The 13987-nt window shown below is 73.2% G+C and carries 13 protein-coding genes; 10 read left to right on the forward strand and 3 right to left on the reverse strand.

Annotation, left to right across the window (positions count from 1 at the left end; genetic code table 11):
- Positions 1-361 precede the first annotated feature (361 nt).
- Positions 362-1234 carry an alpha/beta hydrolase gene (locus AB0C78_RS23655; protein ID WP_360751332.1) on the forward strand — a complete coding sequence of 291 codons (873 nt, stop codon included), beginning with the start codon at positions 362-364 and terminating at the stop codon, positions 1232-1234.
- 34 nt (positions 1235-1268) lie between these two features.
- Positions 1269-1646: a MerR family transcriptional regulator gene (locus AB0C78_RS23660; RefSeq protein WP_151539134.1), complete on the forward strand. Its 378-nt coding sequence runs from the start codon at positions 1269-1271 to the stop codon at positions 1644-1646.
- Here the strand turns inward: AB0C78_RS23660 and AB0C78_RS23665 are convergent.
- Positions 1610-2020: a hypothetical protein gene (locus tag AB0C78_RS23665; protein ID WP_360751335.1), complete on the reverse strand. Its 411-nt coding sequence runs from the start codon at positions 2018-2020 to the stop codon at positions 1610-1612. The genes AB0C78_RS23660 and AB0C78_RS23665 overlap by 37 nt on opposite strands.
- Positions 2008-2622 carry a TIGR03086 family metal-binding protein gene (locus AB0C78_RS23670; RefSeq protein ID WP_360751337.1) on the reverse strand — a complete coding sequence of 205 codons (615 nt, stop codon included), beginning with the start codon at positions 2620-2622 and terminating at the stop codon, positions 2008-2010. Before AB0C78_RS23670 ends, AB0C78_RS23665 begins: the two co-directional genes overlap by 13 nt.
- An 82-nt stretch (positions 2623-2704) precedes the next feature.
- On the opposite strand from AB0C78_RS23670, the gene AB0C78_RS23675 reads away from it, so the two are divergent.
- From AB0C78_RS23675 to AB0C78_RS23705, 7 genes are all read left to right on the forward strand, one after another.
- Positions 2705-4114, forward strand: coding sequence for a PLP-dependent aminotransferase family protein (locus AB0C78_RS23675; protein ID WP_360751340.1), 1410 nt, complete (start codon positions 2705-2707; stop codon positions 4112-4114).
- A 140-nt stretch (positions 4115-4254) separates the two neighbouring features.
- A complete protein-coding gene (locus tag AB0C78_RS23680) occupies positions 4255-5427 on the forward strand; it encodes an ROK family transcriptional regulator (RefSeq protein ID WP_360751343.1) in 1173 nt (390 codons plus the stop codon).
- Positions 5424-6395, forward strand: a complete 972-nt coding sequence (locus tag AB0C78_RS23685; RefSeq protein ID WP_360751346.1) for a hypothetical protein — start codon at positions 5424-5426, stop codon at positions 6393-6395. Before AB0C78_RS23680 ends, AB0C78_RS23685 begins: the two co-directional genes overlap by 4 nt.
- Positions 6383-7192, forward strand: a complete 810-nt coding sequence (locus tag AB0C78_RS23690; protein ID WP_360751349.1) for an ABC transporter permease — start codon at positions 6383-6385, stop codon at positions 7190-7192. Before AB0C78_RS23685 ends, AB0C78_RS23690 begins: the two co-directional genes overlap by 13 nt.
- Entirely contained in the window at positions 7189-8016 is an 828-nt protein-coding gene (locus AB0C78_RS23695) for an ABC transporter ATP-binding protein (protein WP_360751351.1), read from the forward strand. Before AB0C78_RS23690 ends, AB0C78_RS23695 begins: the two co-directional genes overlap by 4 nt.
- A gap of 2 nt (positions 8017-8018) precedes the next feature.
- A complete protein-coding gene (locus AB0C78_RS23700) occupies positions 8019-9017 on the forward strand; it encodes an aliphatic sulfonate ABC transporter substrate-binding protein (RefSeq protein ID WP_360751564.1) in 999 nt (332 codons plus the stop codon).
- Positions 9014-10534: a sulfatase-like hydrolase/transferase gene (locus AB0C78_RS23705; protein WP_360751354.1), complete on the forward strand. Its 1521-nt coding sequence runs from the start codon at positions 9014-9016 to the stop codon at positions 10532-10534. Before AB0C78_RS23700 ends, AB0C78_RS23705 begins: the two co-directional genes overlap by 4 nt.
- Positions 10535-10566: 32 nt before the next feature.
- Here AB0C78_RS23705 and AB0C78_RS23710 read toward each other — a convergent pair whose 3' ends face one another.
- Positions 10567-11844 carry an ABC transporter ATP-binding protein gene (locus AB0C78_RS23710; RefSeq protein ID WP_360751356.1) on the reverse strand — a complete coding sequence of 426 codons (1278 nt, stop codon included), beginning with the start codon at positions 11842-11844 and terminating at the stop codon, positions 10567-10569.
- A 184-nt stretch (positions 11845-12028) separates the two neighbouring features.
- Between AB0C78_RS23710 and dnaG the strand changes: the two genes are divergently transcribed.
- Positions 12029-13969, forward strand: coding sequence for a DNA primase (dnaG, locus tag AB0C78_RS23715; RefSeq protein WP_360751358.1), 1941 nt, complete (start codon positions 12029-12031; stop codon positions 13967-13969).
- Positions 13970-13987: the final 18 nt, after the last annotated feature.

Below are 13987 nucleotides of genomic sequence, written 5' to 3' on the forward strand. Positions count from 1 at the left end.
CGAAGTCCATCGCGAAGCGACGCCGAAGGCGCCCTTGACTTTGGAGGGGCGGCCCCGTACGCAAGCGCCACCCCACCACCCGAACACCCCTCTTGTGATGCACCCGAACACCTTGGAGGCCCTCCACACGCCGTGCCGCAGCCGCTTCGCCGCCTCCCAGGCCGCTTCCCCGGGCTACCTCCCCGGGCCTCGCATCGCCGTCTCGCATGGCTGCCTGGCCTTTCCGTCTTGCTTTCCTGCTCTCGGTCGCGTTGGTCTCTGTTCCGGCGTACTGGTGCCTCTTGGCGCGGTCTGGAGAGCGACGTAGTGGCGATGACCAAAGGTGATCTCTGTGAGGTAGGTCCGCTGCCAGGATGGTGGGATGCCGGTTTTGAGTGCACGGGACGGTACGCGCCTCGCCTACCGCGTGGTCGGTCGCCAGGACGACGGCGCGAGCGGCGAGCCGTTGTTGTGCGTTCCGGGTGGGCCGATGCGGGCTTCCTCCTATCTCGGGGATCTCGGCGGGCTGTCGGGAAGACGCCGGCTCGTCATGCTTGATCTGCGTGGTACCGGCGAATCGGGGAGACCCGTCGATCCGGCGACGTATCGGTGTGATCGCCAGGTCGATGACGTGGAGGCTCTGCGGGAGCATCTGGGCTTGGAGCGGGTCGATCTGCTTGCGCATTCGGCGGGTGGTGACCTGGCGATCCTGTATGCGGTGCGCCATCCGGAGCGGGTGCGGTCGTTGATCCTGGTCGCGGGGCGGGCGCGTGCGTTGGGGGTCGACTTCACGGTGGAGCATCGCCGGGAGGCGATGGAGCTGCGGAAGGGCGAGCCGTGGTTCGAGCCGGGGCGTGCCGCGTTCGAGGCGGTGTTGGCGGGCAGCGCGTCCGAGGCCGATTGGGAGGCGGTGGTGCCGTTCTTCTATGGGCGTTGGGACGCGGCGGCGCTGGCGCATGCGAAAAGCGAGCTCGCGGAGACGAACGAGCGGGCGGCGGAGTTGTACGCGTCCCCGGAGGCGTTCGAGCCGGCGGTGGCGCGGCGGGCCGTTGCGGGGCTGGATGCGCGGGTTCTCGTCCTGGCCGGGGAGCTCGACGGTGGGCCGTTGCCCCGGGTCGCCGTCGATATCGCGGCGGCGTTCCCGGCGGGGACGGCGGTCGTGCAGCCGGGAGCGGGGCATTTTCCGTGGTTGGACGATCCCCGGTGGTTCGTCGAGGCCGTGGCGGGGTTCCTGGACCGGGCGGGCGGGGATTGACCTGGAGTGTGCTCCAGGTGGGATCCTGGAGCGCGTGAGCTCCTATTCCCCGGCCGAGACCGCCGAGCGAAGCGGTTTCAGCATCGACACGTTGCGTTACTACGAGAAGATCGGGCTGCTCGAAGGGATCGCGCGGAACGCGTCCGGGCGGCGCGTTTTCAGTGACGGCGACCTGCAGTGGCTCGGGATGCTGCGGTGCCTGCGCGAGACGGGGATGCCGATCGCGGAGATGCTGCGGTACTCCGAGCTCGCGCGCGGCGGCGCCGAGACCGTGCGGGAGCGGCTGGAGCTGCTGCAGGAGCACGACCGCCGCGTGGAGGAGCAGATCGCCCGGCTGCGCGAGCAGCAGGAGCACATCAAGTTCAAGATCGGCTTCTATGCGGGCGCGGTCTGCGAGGGCTCTCCGGCCTGAGCGAGCAGGCGGGCGGCGCGGGCCCAGGTCTCGGCGGGGTCGAAGCGGTCCGCGGTCCAGGTGTGGGCGCGGATGGCGCCGCGGTTCCGGAAGCGGCGCATGATGGCGACGTGCGGCGGCCAGGCGACGAAGCGGTGCAGGTCCTCGCGGGTCTCCCAGATGGAGACGGAGCCGCTGCGCAGCCGCAGCGGCTTCGTCCACAGCCAGAGGCCGACGGCGCCTTCGAGGCCGGGCCAGGCCCGGCGCAGGTCCAGGCCGGCCCGGTAGACCTTCGGGAGGTCGGACGGGTGGGCGCAGGTGAAGTCGGTGACGCTCACCAGCACCGGTCCGTTGCCCGCGGCGGGGCCGGGCCGCCAGCTCCTCAGCGGTTCCATGAGGCGGAGCGTCCGAGGAGGGCGAGGAGGCGGTCCTGCGGGGACGCGTCGTCCGCGGACGGGACGACGGGCGCGAAGGACGTCCCCGGCCCCCGGTCGTCGGCGCCGGTGGGGACGATCGCGGCGACCTTGAGGGACGCGGCGACCAGCTCGTCGCCGGGCTCCCAGGGGGCGCCGATCGTCTCGGCGACGTCCCAGGCGTGGACGACGAGGTCGACGAAGTGGAAGCCGATCGCGAGCGCGGCGGGGAACGGGCCGCCGTCGCGGATCTCGGGGAGGACGAGCCCGGCGTCGAGGGGCGTCGCGGCGAACGCCTCGGTGACGAGGTCGAGGGAGGCCGCGGCGGCGGCGTAGGGGTCGTCGCCGAGGTCGCCGCCGTGCCAGTTCGCCAGGGGGGCGCCGTCGCCGCGGGTGGCGGCCGCGAAGCCCTGGTCCTGGCTGACCTGGTGGCGGAGGAGGCCGTGCAGGGTCCAGTCGGGGCACGGCGTCGGCAGGGTGAGCGCGTCCGGTTTCACCTGGGCGACGGCCGCGAGGTAGAGGTCGGCGGCCTTGCGGTCCAGGGGCCGGAAGTCGGTGGTGAGCAGTTCGGTCAGCAGGTCCATGCGGCCACCGTAGGAACGGCGAGTGGCTCAGGTACAGGGCCAAAAACGTGGAAAACGACTGAGCCGGTCTAGGGTCGGACGCGTGGACCTGCATGTGAGCCTCGTCGGGCGCAAGGATCTGGCGGGCCAGATCTACCGGCAGCTGCGCGCGGCGATCCTGGACGGGCGGCTGCGCGCGGGGGAGGCGGCGCCGCCGACGCGGGAGCTGGCGCGGCGGCTGGCGATCTCGCGGAACACGGTGGCGGTGGCCTACGACCGGCTCGCGGCGGAGGGGTTCCTGGAGAGCCGGGTGGGGGCGGGGACGTTCGTAAGGGACGCCGGCTTCCAGGAGCGGGAGCGTCCGGTGGCGTCGCCGCTGCGGCCGCGCGGGGTCTGGGACGAGGTGCGGGTCTGGCCGGCGCGGATGCCCGGGATCACCTGGGACTTCCGGGCGGGCCTGCCGGACGTCCGGCTGTTCCCGTACGAGTCGTGGCGGCGGATCATGGCGGGGCGGCTGCGCCCGTCCGCGCTCGGCGACCCGGCGGCGGCCGGGGACCCGGCGGGGCTGGAGGAGTTGCGGGAGGCGATCGCCCGGCACGTGGGGGTCTCGCGGTCGGTGCGGGCCGCCGCCGCGGACGTGGTGGTGACGTCGGGCATCCAGCAGGCGCTCGACCTGGTCGTCCGGGTGCTGCTGGAGCCGGGGGACGTGGTGGCGGTCGAGGATCCCGGATACCCGCCGGTCCGGATGCTGCTGCAGGCGGCGGGCCTGCGGGTGCGGGGCGTGCCGGTGGACGCGGAGGGCCTGCGGGTGGACGCGCTGCCGGACGAGGCGCGGGCCGTCTACGTGACGCCGTCGCACCAGTTCCCGCTGGGGATGCCGATGTCGCTGCCGCGCCGCCGCGCGCTGCTGGAGTGGGCACGGCGCCGGGACGTGGTGATCGTCGAGGACGACTACGACACCGAGTACCGGTACGGGGGACGGCCGATCGAGCCGCTGCAGAGCCTGGACGACGGCGGCCGCGTGCTGTACATGGGCACCTTCTCCAAGATCATGCGTCCGGTGGTGCGACTGGGGTTCCTCGTCGCGCCGCCGTCGCTGCACCGCGCGTTCCGGCTGGCGCGGTACGTCTCGTCCTGGCACGCGGACCTGCCGGCGCAGGCGGCGCTGGCCCGGTTCATCGACGAGGGCCTGCTCGCGCGGCATATCCGCAGGTCACGGCGCGAGTACCAGGCCCGGCACGAGCGGGTCGCGGGGCTGCTCGGCACGCTGTTCGCGGACCGGCTGGAGGTGGTGCCGTCGGCGGCGGGCCTGCATCTGAGCGCGGCGCTGCCGGACGGGACGGACGACGCGGCCATCGTCCGTGAGGCGCTGGCGGAGGGGATCGGGCTGTTCGCGCTGTCGGAGTTCGCCGTCGACGGGCCGGCGGCGCCGGGGCTGGTGTTCGGCTACGGCGCCGTCACGCTGCCGGAGATCGCCGAGGGCCTGCGCCGGCTGCGGCGCATCCTCGGCTAGGCGGAGCGTACTGGGGAAGCTGTGACCCGCTTCACCCCAATAGCCCACTAAATCCGTATGGAAAACCGATTTAGAGGCTGTTAGCCTCCTCTCTCACCAGCGGAGATTTTGTCCGGAGTCTCGACAGAACGGGGAACGGCATGGCGTCCGGTGCGGAGCCCGGGGTCCTCGGGCTGGTCCGGCGCGGGCACGAGGAGCGGATCCTCGCGCTGCTGCGCGCCCGGGGCCCGCTGAGCCGGGCCGAGATCGCCCGGCTGTCGGGGCTGTCCCGGTCGACGCTGTCGGACATCGTCGGCGCGCTCCAGGAGCGCGGCGCCGTGGTCACCACCACGGCGGCGGCCACCGGGCGGCGCGCCCCGGGGCGCCCGGCCGAGCTCATCACGCTGAACCCCGCCGCCGGCCGGACGCTCGGGATGGACTTCGGGCACCGCCGCGTGCACGTGGCCGTCGCGGACGCCGCGCAGCAGGTGGCCGCCACCGGGACGCGCTCGTACGCCCGGTCGACTCCCTGGGCGCGTCGGGTCCGGATCGCCTGTGCCCTGGTCGAGTCGTTCCGGGTCGACCTCGGGCCCCTGACGGGCGTCGGCGTCGGAGTGACCGGGCCCGTGCCGCGGGACCGCGACGGGCGTCCGGGCGGCGCGGCGCGCGAGGTCGCGGAGGCGGTCGGCGAGCACTTCGGGGTGCCGGTCGCCGCCGACAACAACACCCGGCTGGCGGCGCTGGCGGAGGCCGTGCGGGGTGCCGGGGCGGGCTCGTCCGACCTGGTCTACGTGCGGCTCTCGGACGGCGTCGGCGGCGGCATCGTGGCGGACGGCCGGCTGCTGCGCGGTGCCGACGGCACGGCCGGGGAGATCGGGCACGTGCCGGTGGACCCGGAGGGGGCCCCGTGCGGCTGCGGCGGCCGCGGCTGCCTGGAGACCTACGCGTCGATCCCCGCCGTCCTGGACGCGAGCGGCAGCGACGACCTGCCCGGCGCGCTCGCCGCGCTGGAGGCGGGGGACGCCGCGGCGCGGGCGGCGTTCGAGCGGGCCGGGCGGGCGCTCGGCCTCGTCCTCGCCGGGGTCTGCAACACCGTGGCCCCCGAGCGGGTCGTGGTGGGCGGCGAACTGGCGGCCGCCGGCGGAGCGCTGCTCGGCCCGGCGGAGGAGGCGCTGCGGCGGCACGCCCTGCCGATGGTCCGCGGCGACCTGCGGCTGAGCCCGGCGGCACTCGGCCCCGGGGCGGGCGCGCTCGGCGCGATCGCCCTGGTGGCCCATGACTCCCCGCTCCTGGCGGGCTATCCGTTTCTGATGGCAGGAGGGACCCCCGTATGAGTTTCGACCCCGAGGCGGGCGTCACGGTGTTCGAGCCCGAGCGGGCCGAGCCCGGCTACTGGGTGGGCTGTCCCGGCGTCCTGCGCGACGAGGGCCGCCACCTGCTGACGTACCGGCGCCGGCGGCCGCGCGGCGCCGCGGGCACGGAGCGCGGTTGGCGCTGCGCGATCGCGGTGAGCGACGACGGGCTGGCCTTCGAGGACGTCTGGTCCGTGGAGAAGGGCGAGCTGGGCACGCCCTCGATGGAGCGCTTCAGCCTGTACCGGCGGCTCGACGGCGCGTACCAGCTGTACCTGAGCTATGTGGACCCGGCCGACGGCCGGTGGCGGATCGACGTGGCCGAGGCGGCGGCGCCCGACGGGTTCGACGTGGCGGCGCGGCGCCCGGTGTTCACCGCGGCGGCCACCGGCACGGAGGGCGTCAAGGACCCGCGGGTCGTGCGCACTGCGGACGGGCGCCTGGTGATGCTGGTCAGCGCCGCGCGGGCCGCGCTCTCCGACGAGGACCGCGAGTGCGCCCACGCCACCGCCGACATCCACAACACGGGCCTGTCGGACTCGGTGTCGGCGCTCGCCGAGAGCGCCGACGACGGGACGACGTGGAAGTGGCGCGGGACCGTCTTCGCGCCGGGGACCGGCTGGGACCGCTGGGCGGCCCGCCTCAACAGCGTCGTGGAGACCGGCGGCGGCTACCTCGGCTTCTACGACGGCGAGGCCGACCACACCCGCAACTACGAGGAGAAGACCGGGCTGGCCTGGTCGAAGGACCTCCTCGACTGGACGCGGCTGACGCCGGACGGGCCGGCGGTCGCGTCCGCGTCCGGCACGGGGTCGGTGCGGTACGTGGACGCGGTCCCGCAGGACGGCGGGCGGGTGCGCCTCTACTACGAGATGACCCGGGCGGACGGTGCCCACGAGCTGCGCACCCTGGAGCTCTCGTCCGAGGAGGTGGGCCGATGGGCACCGTGACCGCGCCGGCGCCGCGGCCGGTGCGGGAGGCCCGGCGCCGGAGGGAGCCGTCCCGCATGCGCGGCCTCGGCCTCAACCTCATCGCGCTGCTGCTCGGCATCGGGTTCTGGGCGCTCCTCGCCGGCCTCGGCGTCGAGGGCCTGCCGGGCCCGGTCCGGGTGGCGCACCGCGCGGGCGAGCTGATCGGCGACGGGACGCTGGAGGGCGACGCGCTGGCCAGCCTGCGCCGGGTGCTCCTGGGGTTCGCGCTGGGGACGGCCCTGGCGGTCCCGGCCGGCTTCCTGATGGGCTGGTACGGCGTCGCGCGCGGGCTGCTGGAGCCGTGGGTGCAGTTCTTCCGGACGATCCCGCCGCTGGCGATCATCCCGCTGGCCATCGTCGTGCTCGGCATCGGCGAGACGCCGAAGATCCTGGTGATCGCGCTGGGCGCCTTCCTGTCGTGCGTGATCTCTACTTTTCAGGGCGTGATAGGGGTGGATCCCACGCTGGTCAACGCGGCACGGGTGCTCGGCGCCGGGGACCGGGTCATCTTCACCCGCGTCGTCGTCCCGGCCTCGACGCCGTTCATCGTCGTCGGGATGCGGATCGGGCTCGGCTCGGCGTGGGCCACCCTGGTGGCGGCCGAGCTGATCGCCGCGCAGCAGGGGCTCGGCTTCCGGATGCAGCAGGCCCAGGTCTACTACGACCTCCCCACGATCTTCGTCGGGCTGATCACGATCGGCGTGCTCGGCCTGCTCATGGACCGGCTGCTGCTGCTCGCGGAGCGGCGGCTCGGCGGCTGGCAGGACCGCCGGTGAACGGGACGCGCCCGGACGGCGCCCGAACGGGGAAGGCGGCCCCGCCGGACGCCGCCAAGATCGAGTTCCGCGGGGTGGGGAAGGTCTACCCGGCCGCCGGCGGCGGGACCGCCGTCACCGCGCTCGGCCGGGTGGACCTCGGCATCGCCGACGAGGAGTTCGTCACCGTCGTCGGGCCGTCCGGCTGCGGCAAGAGCACGCTGCTCGGCGTCGCCGCCGGGCTCGTCCCGCCGACCTCCGGCGAGGTCCTGGTCGACGGCCGCCCGGTCACCGGACCGGGCCCGGAACGCGGCGTGATCTTCCAGCAGTACGCGCTGTTCCCCTGGCTGACCGTGCGGGGGAACGTCGAGTTCGGGCTGAAGGTCGCCGGGGTGCCACGGCGGGAGCGCCGGGCGCGGGCCGAGCACTTCATCGACCTCGTCGGGCTCGGCGACTTCGCCGACGCCCATCCGCGGACGCTGTCGGGCGGGATGCGGCAGCGCTGCGCGCTCGCCCGCGCCTACGCCGCCGAGCCGCGGATCCTGCTGATGGACGAGCCGTTCGGCGCCCTCGACGCGCTGACCCGCGTCCGCATGCAGGACCGGCTCCTCGACATCTGGGGCCGGGAGCGCCGCACGGTCCTGTTCATCACCCACGACGTGGACGAGGCCGCCTACCTCGGCGGCCGGGTCGTCGTCATGGCCTCGCCGGGCCGCGTCCAGGAGGTCGTGGACGTCGGCCTGCCGCGCCCCCGCACCGAGGAGGTGCGGCTGTCCCCGGAGTTCGCGGAGATCCGCAACCGCATCTGGCATGCGGTCTACCACCAGGAAGGGAACACCACGTGAGGATGCGCACCGCGCTGGCGGGACTCGCCGCGGCCGTGCTGGCCCTGTCGTCGGCCGGTTGCGGCGGCGACGCGAAGGCCGGGTCCGGCGGGTCGGGGGAGAAGGTCCGGTTCGGCTACATCGCCGACTTCAACGGCTCCAGCCTGCTCGCGATCGCCGCGAAGCAGGGGCTGTGGAAGAAGCAGGGCCTCAAGCCCGAGACGAAGGTGTTCACCAACGGCCCGCTGCAGATCCAGGCGCTCGGCGCCGGGGACCTGGACGCCGGCTACATCGGCCCGGGGGCGTTCTGGCTGCCCGCGTCCGGCAAGGCGAAGATCATCGCGATCAACGGGCTGGGGTTCGCCGACCACGTGATCGCCCAGCCGGGCCGCGGGATCCGCACGGTCGCCGACCTGAAGGGCAAGAAGGTCGGGGTGCCGGAGGGCACGTCCGGCGACATGATCCTGTCGCTCGCGCTGAAGCGGGCCGGGCTGACCGCCAAGGACGTGAAGAAGGTCGCGATGGACCCGACGACGATCGTGTCCGCGTTCGCCTCCGGCCAGATCGACGCGGCCGGCATCTGGTACCCCCTGATCGACACGATCAAGCAGCGCAAGCCGGACCTGGTCGACCTCGCCGGCGACCGCGACTTCTACCCGGCGATGAGCTTCCCCAACGCGTTCGTCAGCGCCTCCGACCTGCCGAGCCGCAAGCCCGAGCTCGTCACCAAGCTCGACCGGGTGCTCCAGGAGGCCGCCGACTACCGCGCCGCGCACCTGGACGAGACGGTCAAGCTGACCGCCGCGTTCATGAAGCTGCCGGTCGACAAGGTCAAGGCGGACGCCGCGAACGGCGAGTACCCGTCGACCGCCGACCTCGTCGCGAAGACGCAGGACGGGACCGTCGCCAAGTGGCTGGACGGGCTGTCCGCGCTGTTCGCCGAGTCCGGGAAGCTGAAGTCCGTGCCGAAGGCCGACACCTACTACGCGGGCGACCTGTACGCGAAGGCGGCCGGCAAGTGACCGGAGCGGACGCGCCCCGCAACATCCTGTTCCTGATGACCGACCAGCACCGGGTCGACACGCTCGGCTGCTACGCGGCGGACGGCTCGGTGAGCACCCCGCACCTGGACGCCCTGGCGGCCGCGGGAACGCGCTTCGACCGGTCCTACACGCCGACCGCGATCTGCGCGCCCGCCCGGGCCAGCCTGCTCACCGGGTACGCGCCGTTCCGGCACCGGCTGCTCGCCAACCGGGAGCGCAACGTCGGCTACCTGGACGAGCTGGCCGACGGCCAGTTCACCTTCGCCGAACCGCTCGCCAAGGCCGGATACAACCTCGGCCTCATCGGCAAATGGCACGTCGGCGCCGAGCGGAGCGCGGGCCACTACGGCTTCGACGGCCCGCACCTGCCCGGCTGGCACAACCCGGTGGACCACCCCGACTACCTCGCCTACCTGGAGGAACGCGGGCTCCCCCCGTTCGCGATCACGAACCCGATCCGGGGGACGCTGCCGAACCGCAGGCCGGGCAACCTGCTCGCGGCGCGGCTGAGCCAGCCGCTGGAGGCGACGTTCGAGCACTACCTCGCCACCCGCGCGATCGAGCACCTGGAGCGGTACGCCGAGGACTACAGGACGGGCCGCCGCCCGTTCTTCCTCGCGACCCACTTCTTCGGACCGCACCTGCCGTACCTGCTCCCGGACGAGTACTACGACCGCTACGACCCGGCGGACGTCGAGCTGCCCGCGTCGGTGGCCGAGACGTTCGAGGGCAAGCCCGCCGTGCAGCGCAGGTACAGCGAGCTGTGGACCTACGACACGCTGCCGGAGGAGGTGTCCCGCGAGCTGATCGCGGTCTACCGGGGCTACGTCGCGATGATCGACCACGAGATCGGCCGCATCCTGGCCGCCCTCGCGGACCTCGGTCTCGACGGCTCGACGGCCGTCCTGTTCACCGCCGACCACGGCGAGTTCACCGGGGCGCACCGGCTGCACGACAAGGGCCCGGCCATGTACGAGGACATCTACCGCACGCCCGGCATCGTCCGGGTCCCGGGCGCGCCGGAGGGGCGCGTCAGCGAAGAGTTCGTCGGGCTCATGGACCTGACCGCCACCATCCTCGACCTCGCCGGGCAGGACACGGCCCCGGCGGTCGACGGGCGCAGCGTTCTGCCGCTGGTCGAGGGACGCGACGTCCCGTGGCGGCGGGAGTGCGTCGCCGAGTTCCACGGCCACCACTTCCCCTACCCGCAGCGGATGATCCACGACGGCCGGTACAAGCTCGTGGTCAACCCGGAGTCCCGCGACGAGCTGTACGACCTGGACGCCGACCCGCACGAGCTGCTCAACCGCATCGACCACCCCGAGCTCGCGGACGTCCGGCGGCGCCTCACGCGCCGGCTGTACGAGCTGCTGGTGGAGCGCGGTGACAACTTCCACCACTGGATGAGCGTGATGTCCGACACCGGGCCGCTCGACCACGACCCGACGCTCTCGGCGTTCGAACGCGGCGCCGGCGTGTACGGAAAGGAGACCTGAGGACCGCGGTCCGGCCCGGCGGGGGACGGGCGTCAGCGCTGGACGGGCGTGATGCGGCGGCCGTCCGCGCCGAACAGCAGCATCCGGTCGAGGTTCACCGTCAGCGCGACGTGGTCGCCGCGGTTCGGGCGCTGCCCCGGGTTCGCGCGGAAGATCAGGTCGGAGCGGCGGTGGTGCCCGGCGTGCTCCTCGGCCTGCCCGGGCCCGCCGGAGGACGGCCGGCCGAGCATCTCCCGCAGCCGGTCGCGCAGGCCCGGCTGCCGGACCTCGGGCACCGCCGCGGGGACCGGCCGCCCGAACTCGCTCGCGTCCACGGTCGGGATGCCGGCCTGCGCGTACGCGAGCCACTCGTGGCCGTGGAACTCCAGCGAATGGACCTGCCCGGACAGCACCGTCCCCTGCCGGGCGGGCGAGCCCGGCGCGATCGGGACCAGCGTGTCCGGCCGGATCCCGGCGATCACCATCTGCCCGTGATGGCTGATCAGCGACGACGCGCGCGGGTCGTCCCACGGGATCGTCAGCCGCTGCGGCCCGAGGTCGAGCAGCAGCCCCTCGCCCTCGACGGCCCACAGCGTCGCCTGCAGCAGGTTGATCGGCGGCGAGCTGAGGAACGCCGCGACGAACACCGTCGCCGGGTCCTCGTAGATCTGCTCGGGCGTGCCGACGTCCTCCAGGACGCCGTCGCGCAGCACCGCCATCCGGTCGGCCATCGTCATGGCCTCGATCTGGTCGTGCGTGACGTAGACGGTGGTGGTGCGGCTCGAGCGGACCAGCGCGGCGATCTCCACGCGCAGCTCGGTGCGCAGCCCGGCGTCCAGGCTGGACAGCGGCTCGTCCATCAGGAACAGCGACGGCTCGCGGATCAGCGCGCGGCCGATCGCGGCGCGTTGCCGCTGCCCGCCGGACAGCGTGCCAGGCAGCCGGTCGATCATCGTGTTGAGGCCGAGCGCGCGCGCCAGCTCGACGACCTTCTCCGACGCCTCCGCGCGGTCGTCGCCCGACACCTCCAGCGGGAACATCATGTTCCCCTTGACGGTGCGGTGCGGATAGAGCGCGCCCTCCTGGAACACCATCGCCACGTTCCGCTCGCGCGGCGCCAGGTCGTTGGCCACCGACCCGTTCAGCCACAGGTCCCCGGACGTGATCTCCTCCAGCCCCGCGATCATCCGCAGGATGGTGGACTTCCCGCATCCGGACGGCCCGAGGAGCACGAACAGCTCGCCGTCGTTGATCCGCAGCCGGACCTTGCGGACGGCGACCTGCCCGCCGGGATACACCTTCTCGACGCCGTCCAGCACAACATCCGTCATCAGGGCCGCCTGGGGGTGGGCAAGAACTCGGTGGGTCATCTCATCGCGTCACAATCCGTTTGTCCATAGCTGGCGCAGGGTTACCAGCCGTTAACAAGGCCGGGTCCGGCCACCCCCGCCTCCCTCGATGCGGGTTGCGGTGTGATGCCTTGGATGTCGGCGCGGCGCCGTAGACTCCTTCGCTGTGGCAGGCCGTATTCGCAATGAGGACATCGCGCTCGTACGCGAGCGGTCGTCCATCGCCGACGTCATCGGCGAGTACCTGCAGCTGCGGAGCGCGGGCGGCGGCAACCTCAAGGGCCTGTGCCCCTTCCACGACGAGAAGTCGCCGTCGTTCAACGTGACCCCGTCGCGGGGGCTGTACTTCTGCTTCGGCTGCGAGGCGGGCGGCGACGTCATCAAGTTCGTCCAGGAGATCGAGCACCTGTCGTTCTCCGAGGCGGTGGAGCGGCTCGCCGCGCAGGTCGGCATCCAGCTCCGCTACGAGGACGGCGGCGGGCGCGGTCCCCGCCAGGACACCGGGCAGCGCGCGCGCCTGCTGGAGGCGCACAAGGCGGCGGCCGAGTTCTACGTCGAGCACCTCGCCTCGCCCGAGGGCGCGATCGGCCGCACGTTCCTGTCCGAGCGCGGGTTCGAGGCCGCGGACGCCGCGCACTTCGGCGTCGGGTTCGCGCCGCGCGAGTGGGAGGGCCTCGTCCGGCACCTGCGCGGGCGCGGGTTCGCCGACCGTGACATCGTCGCCGGCGGCCTGGCCAAGGAGGGGCGCCGCGGCCCGATGGACCGGTTCCGCGGCCGGCTGATGTGGCCGATCCGCGACCTGTCCGGCGACGTCATCGGGTTCGGCGCGCGCCGCCTCTACGAGGACGACGACGGCCCGAAGTACCTGAACACCCCCGAGTCGCCGCTGTTCCACAAGAGCTCGGTGCTGTACGGGGCGGACCTGGCGAAGAAGGAGATCGCGCGGCGGCGGCAGGCCGTGGTGGTCGAGGGCTACACCGACGTGATGGCCTGCCACCTGTCCGGCGTGCAGACCGCGATCGCCACGTGCGGGACGGCGTTCGGCGACGACCACATCAAGATCCTGCGCCGGCTGCTGATGGACCAGGACGAGTTCCGCGGCGAGGTGATCTTCACTTTCGACGGCGACTCGGCGGGCCAGAAGGCGGCGCTGCGCGCGTTCGCCGACGAGCAGAAGTTCGTGACGCAGACGTTCGTGGCCGTCCAGCCGGACGGCCTGGACCCGTGCGACCTGCGGATCCGGCACGGCGACGCGGCGGTGCGCGACCTGGTCGCGTCGCGGCTGCCGCTGTTCGAGTTCGCGGTGCGCAGCGCGATCCAGCAGCACGACCTCGACACCGCGGAGGGGCGGCTGGCCGCGCTGGACGCGGCGGCGCCCGTCGTCGCGGCCATCAAGGACCGGGCGCTGCGGCAGATGTACGCGGTGAGCCTCGACCGGTGGCTCGGGATCATGGACGAGCAGTTCGTGCTGCGCCGCGTCCGGGAGCTGGCGAACCGGCGGCACGCGCAGGCGCGGAACGGCCGCGGGAACGGGCGCGGCGCCCCCCTGCCGAACGGCAACGGGAACGGAAACGGCGCCGGCAACGGGAACGGCGGGAACGGGGCCGCGCCGCAGCGGCCGGCCTACGACCCGAACGACCCGGAGGTGCAGCGGGAGCGCGAGCTGCTGAAGCTGGCGGTGCAGCGTCCGGCGATGCTCGGGCCGGTGTTCGACGAGGTCCCGGAGGGTGCGTTCATCGCGCCGCCGCACGCCGCGGTGCGCGCGGTGATCGCGCAGGCGGGCGGCGTGACCGCGGCGGGCAACGCCTCCGAGTGGGCCGTGACGCTGCTGGAGAGGGCGCCGAACGAGCAGGTCAGGGATCTGATCACCATGCTCGGAGTCGAGCCGGTACGGTCCGCACAGGAATCGGACGACCGCTATGCCGTGGAACTGCTGGCCCGAATACAGGAACGCCAGCTCACCCGCATGATCGCGGACGTGAAATCTAAACTCCAGCGGCTGAATCCGGTCGAGGACCCCGAGCAGTACAACCGGCTCTTCGGCGATCTTGTCGCGCTTGAGCAGCAGAGACGGGTGTTGCGGGAGCGAGGGCTTGGATCCCAGTAGCCGGTATTACCGCGAAAT

The organism is Actinomadura sp. NPDC048394, from assembly GCF_040651755.1.
In the GTDB taxonomy this organism is placed as follows: Bacteria; Actinomycetota; Actinomycetes; order Streptosporangiales; family Streptosporangiaceae; genus Spirillospora; species Spirillospora montaniterrae.

What these genes read in the sequence shown, in the direction of transcription:
- AB0C78_RS23680 (WP_360751343.1), top strand. Translation starts at nt 4,255, where the DNA reads ATGGCGTCCGGTGCGGAGCCCGGGGTCCTCGGGCTGGTCCGGCGCGGG.
- AB0C78_RS23655 (WP_360751332.1), top strand. Translation starts at nt 362, where the DNA reads ATGCCGGTTTTGAGTGCACGGGACGGTACGCGCCTCGCCTACCGCGTG.
- AB0C78_RS23710 (WP_360751356.1), bottom strand. Translation starts at nt 11,844, where the DNA reads ATGACGGATGTTGTGCTGGACGGCGTCGAGAAGGTGTATCCCGGCGGG.
- AB0C78_RS23665 (WP_360751335.1), bottom strand. Translation starts at nt 2,020, where the DNA reads ATGGAACCGCTGAGGAGCTGGCGGCCCGGCCCCGCCGCGGGCAACGGA.
- AB0C78_RS23700 (WP_360751564.1), top strand. Translation starts at nt 8,019, where the DNA reads ATGCGCACCGCGCTGGCGGGACTCGCCGCGGCCGTGCTGGCCCTGTCG.
- AB0C78_RS23670 (WP_360751337.1), bottom strand. Translation starts at nt 2,622, where the DNA reads ATGGACCTGCTGACCGAACTGCTCACCACCGACTTCCGGCCCCTGGAC.
- AB0C78_RS23685 (WP_360751346.1), top strand. Translation starts at nt 5,424, where the DNA reads ATGAGTTTCGACCCCGAGGCGGGCGTCACGGTGTTCGAGCCCGAGCGG.
- AB0C78_RS23690 (WP_360751349.1), top strand. Translation starts at nt 6,383, where the DNA reads ATGGGCACCGTGACCGCGCCGGCGCCGCGGCCGGTGCGGGAGGCCCGG.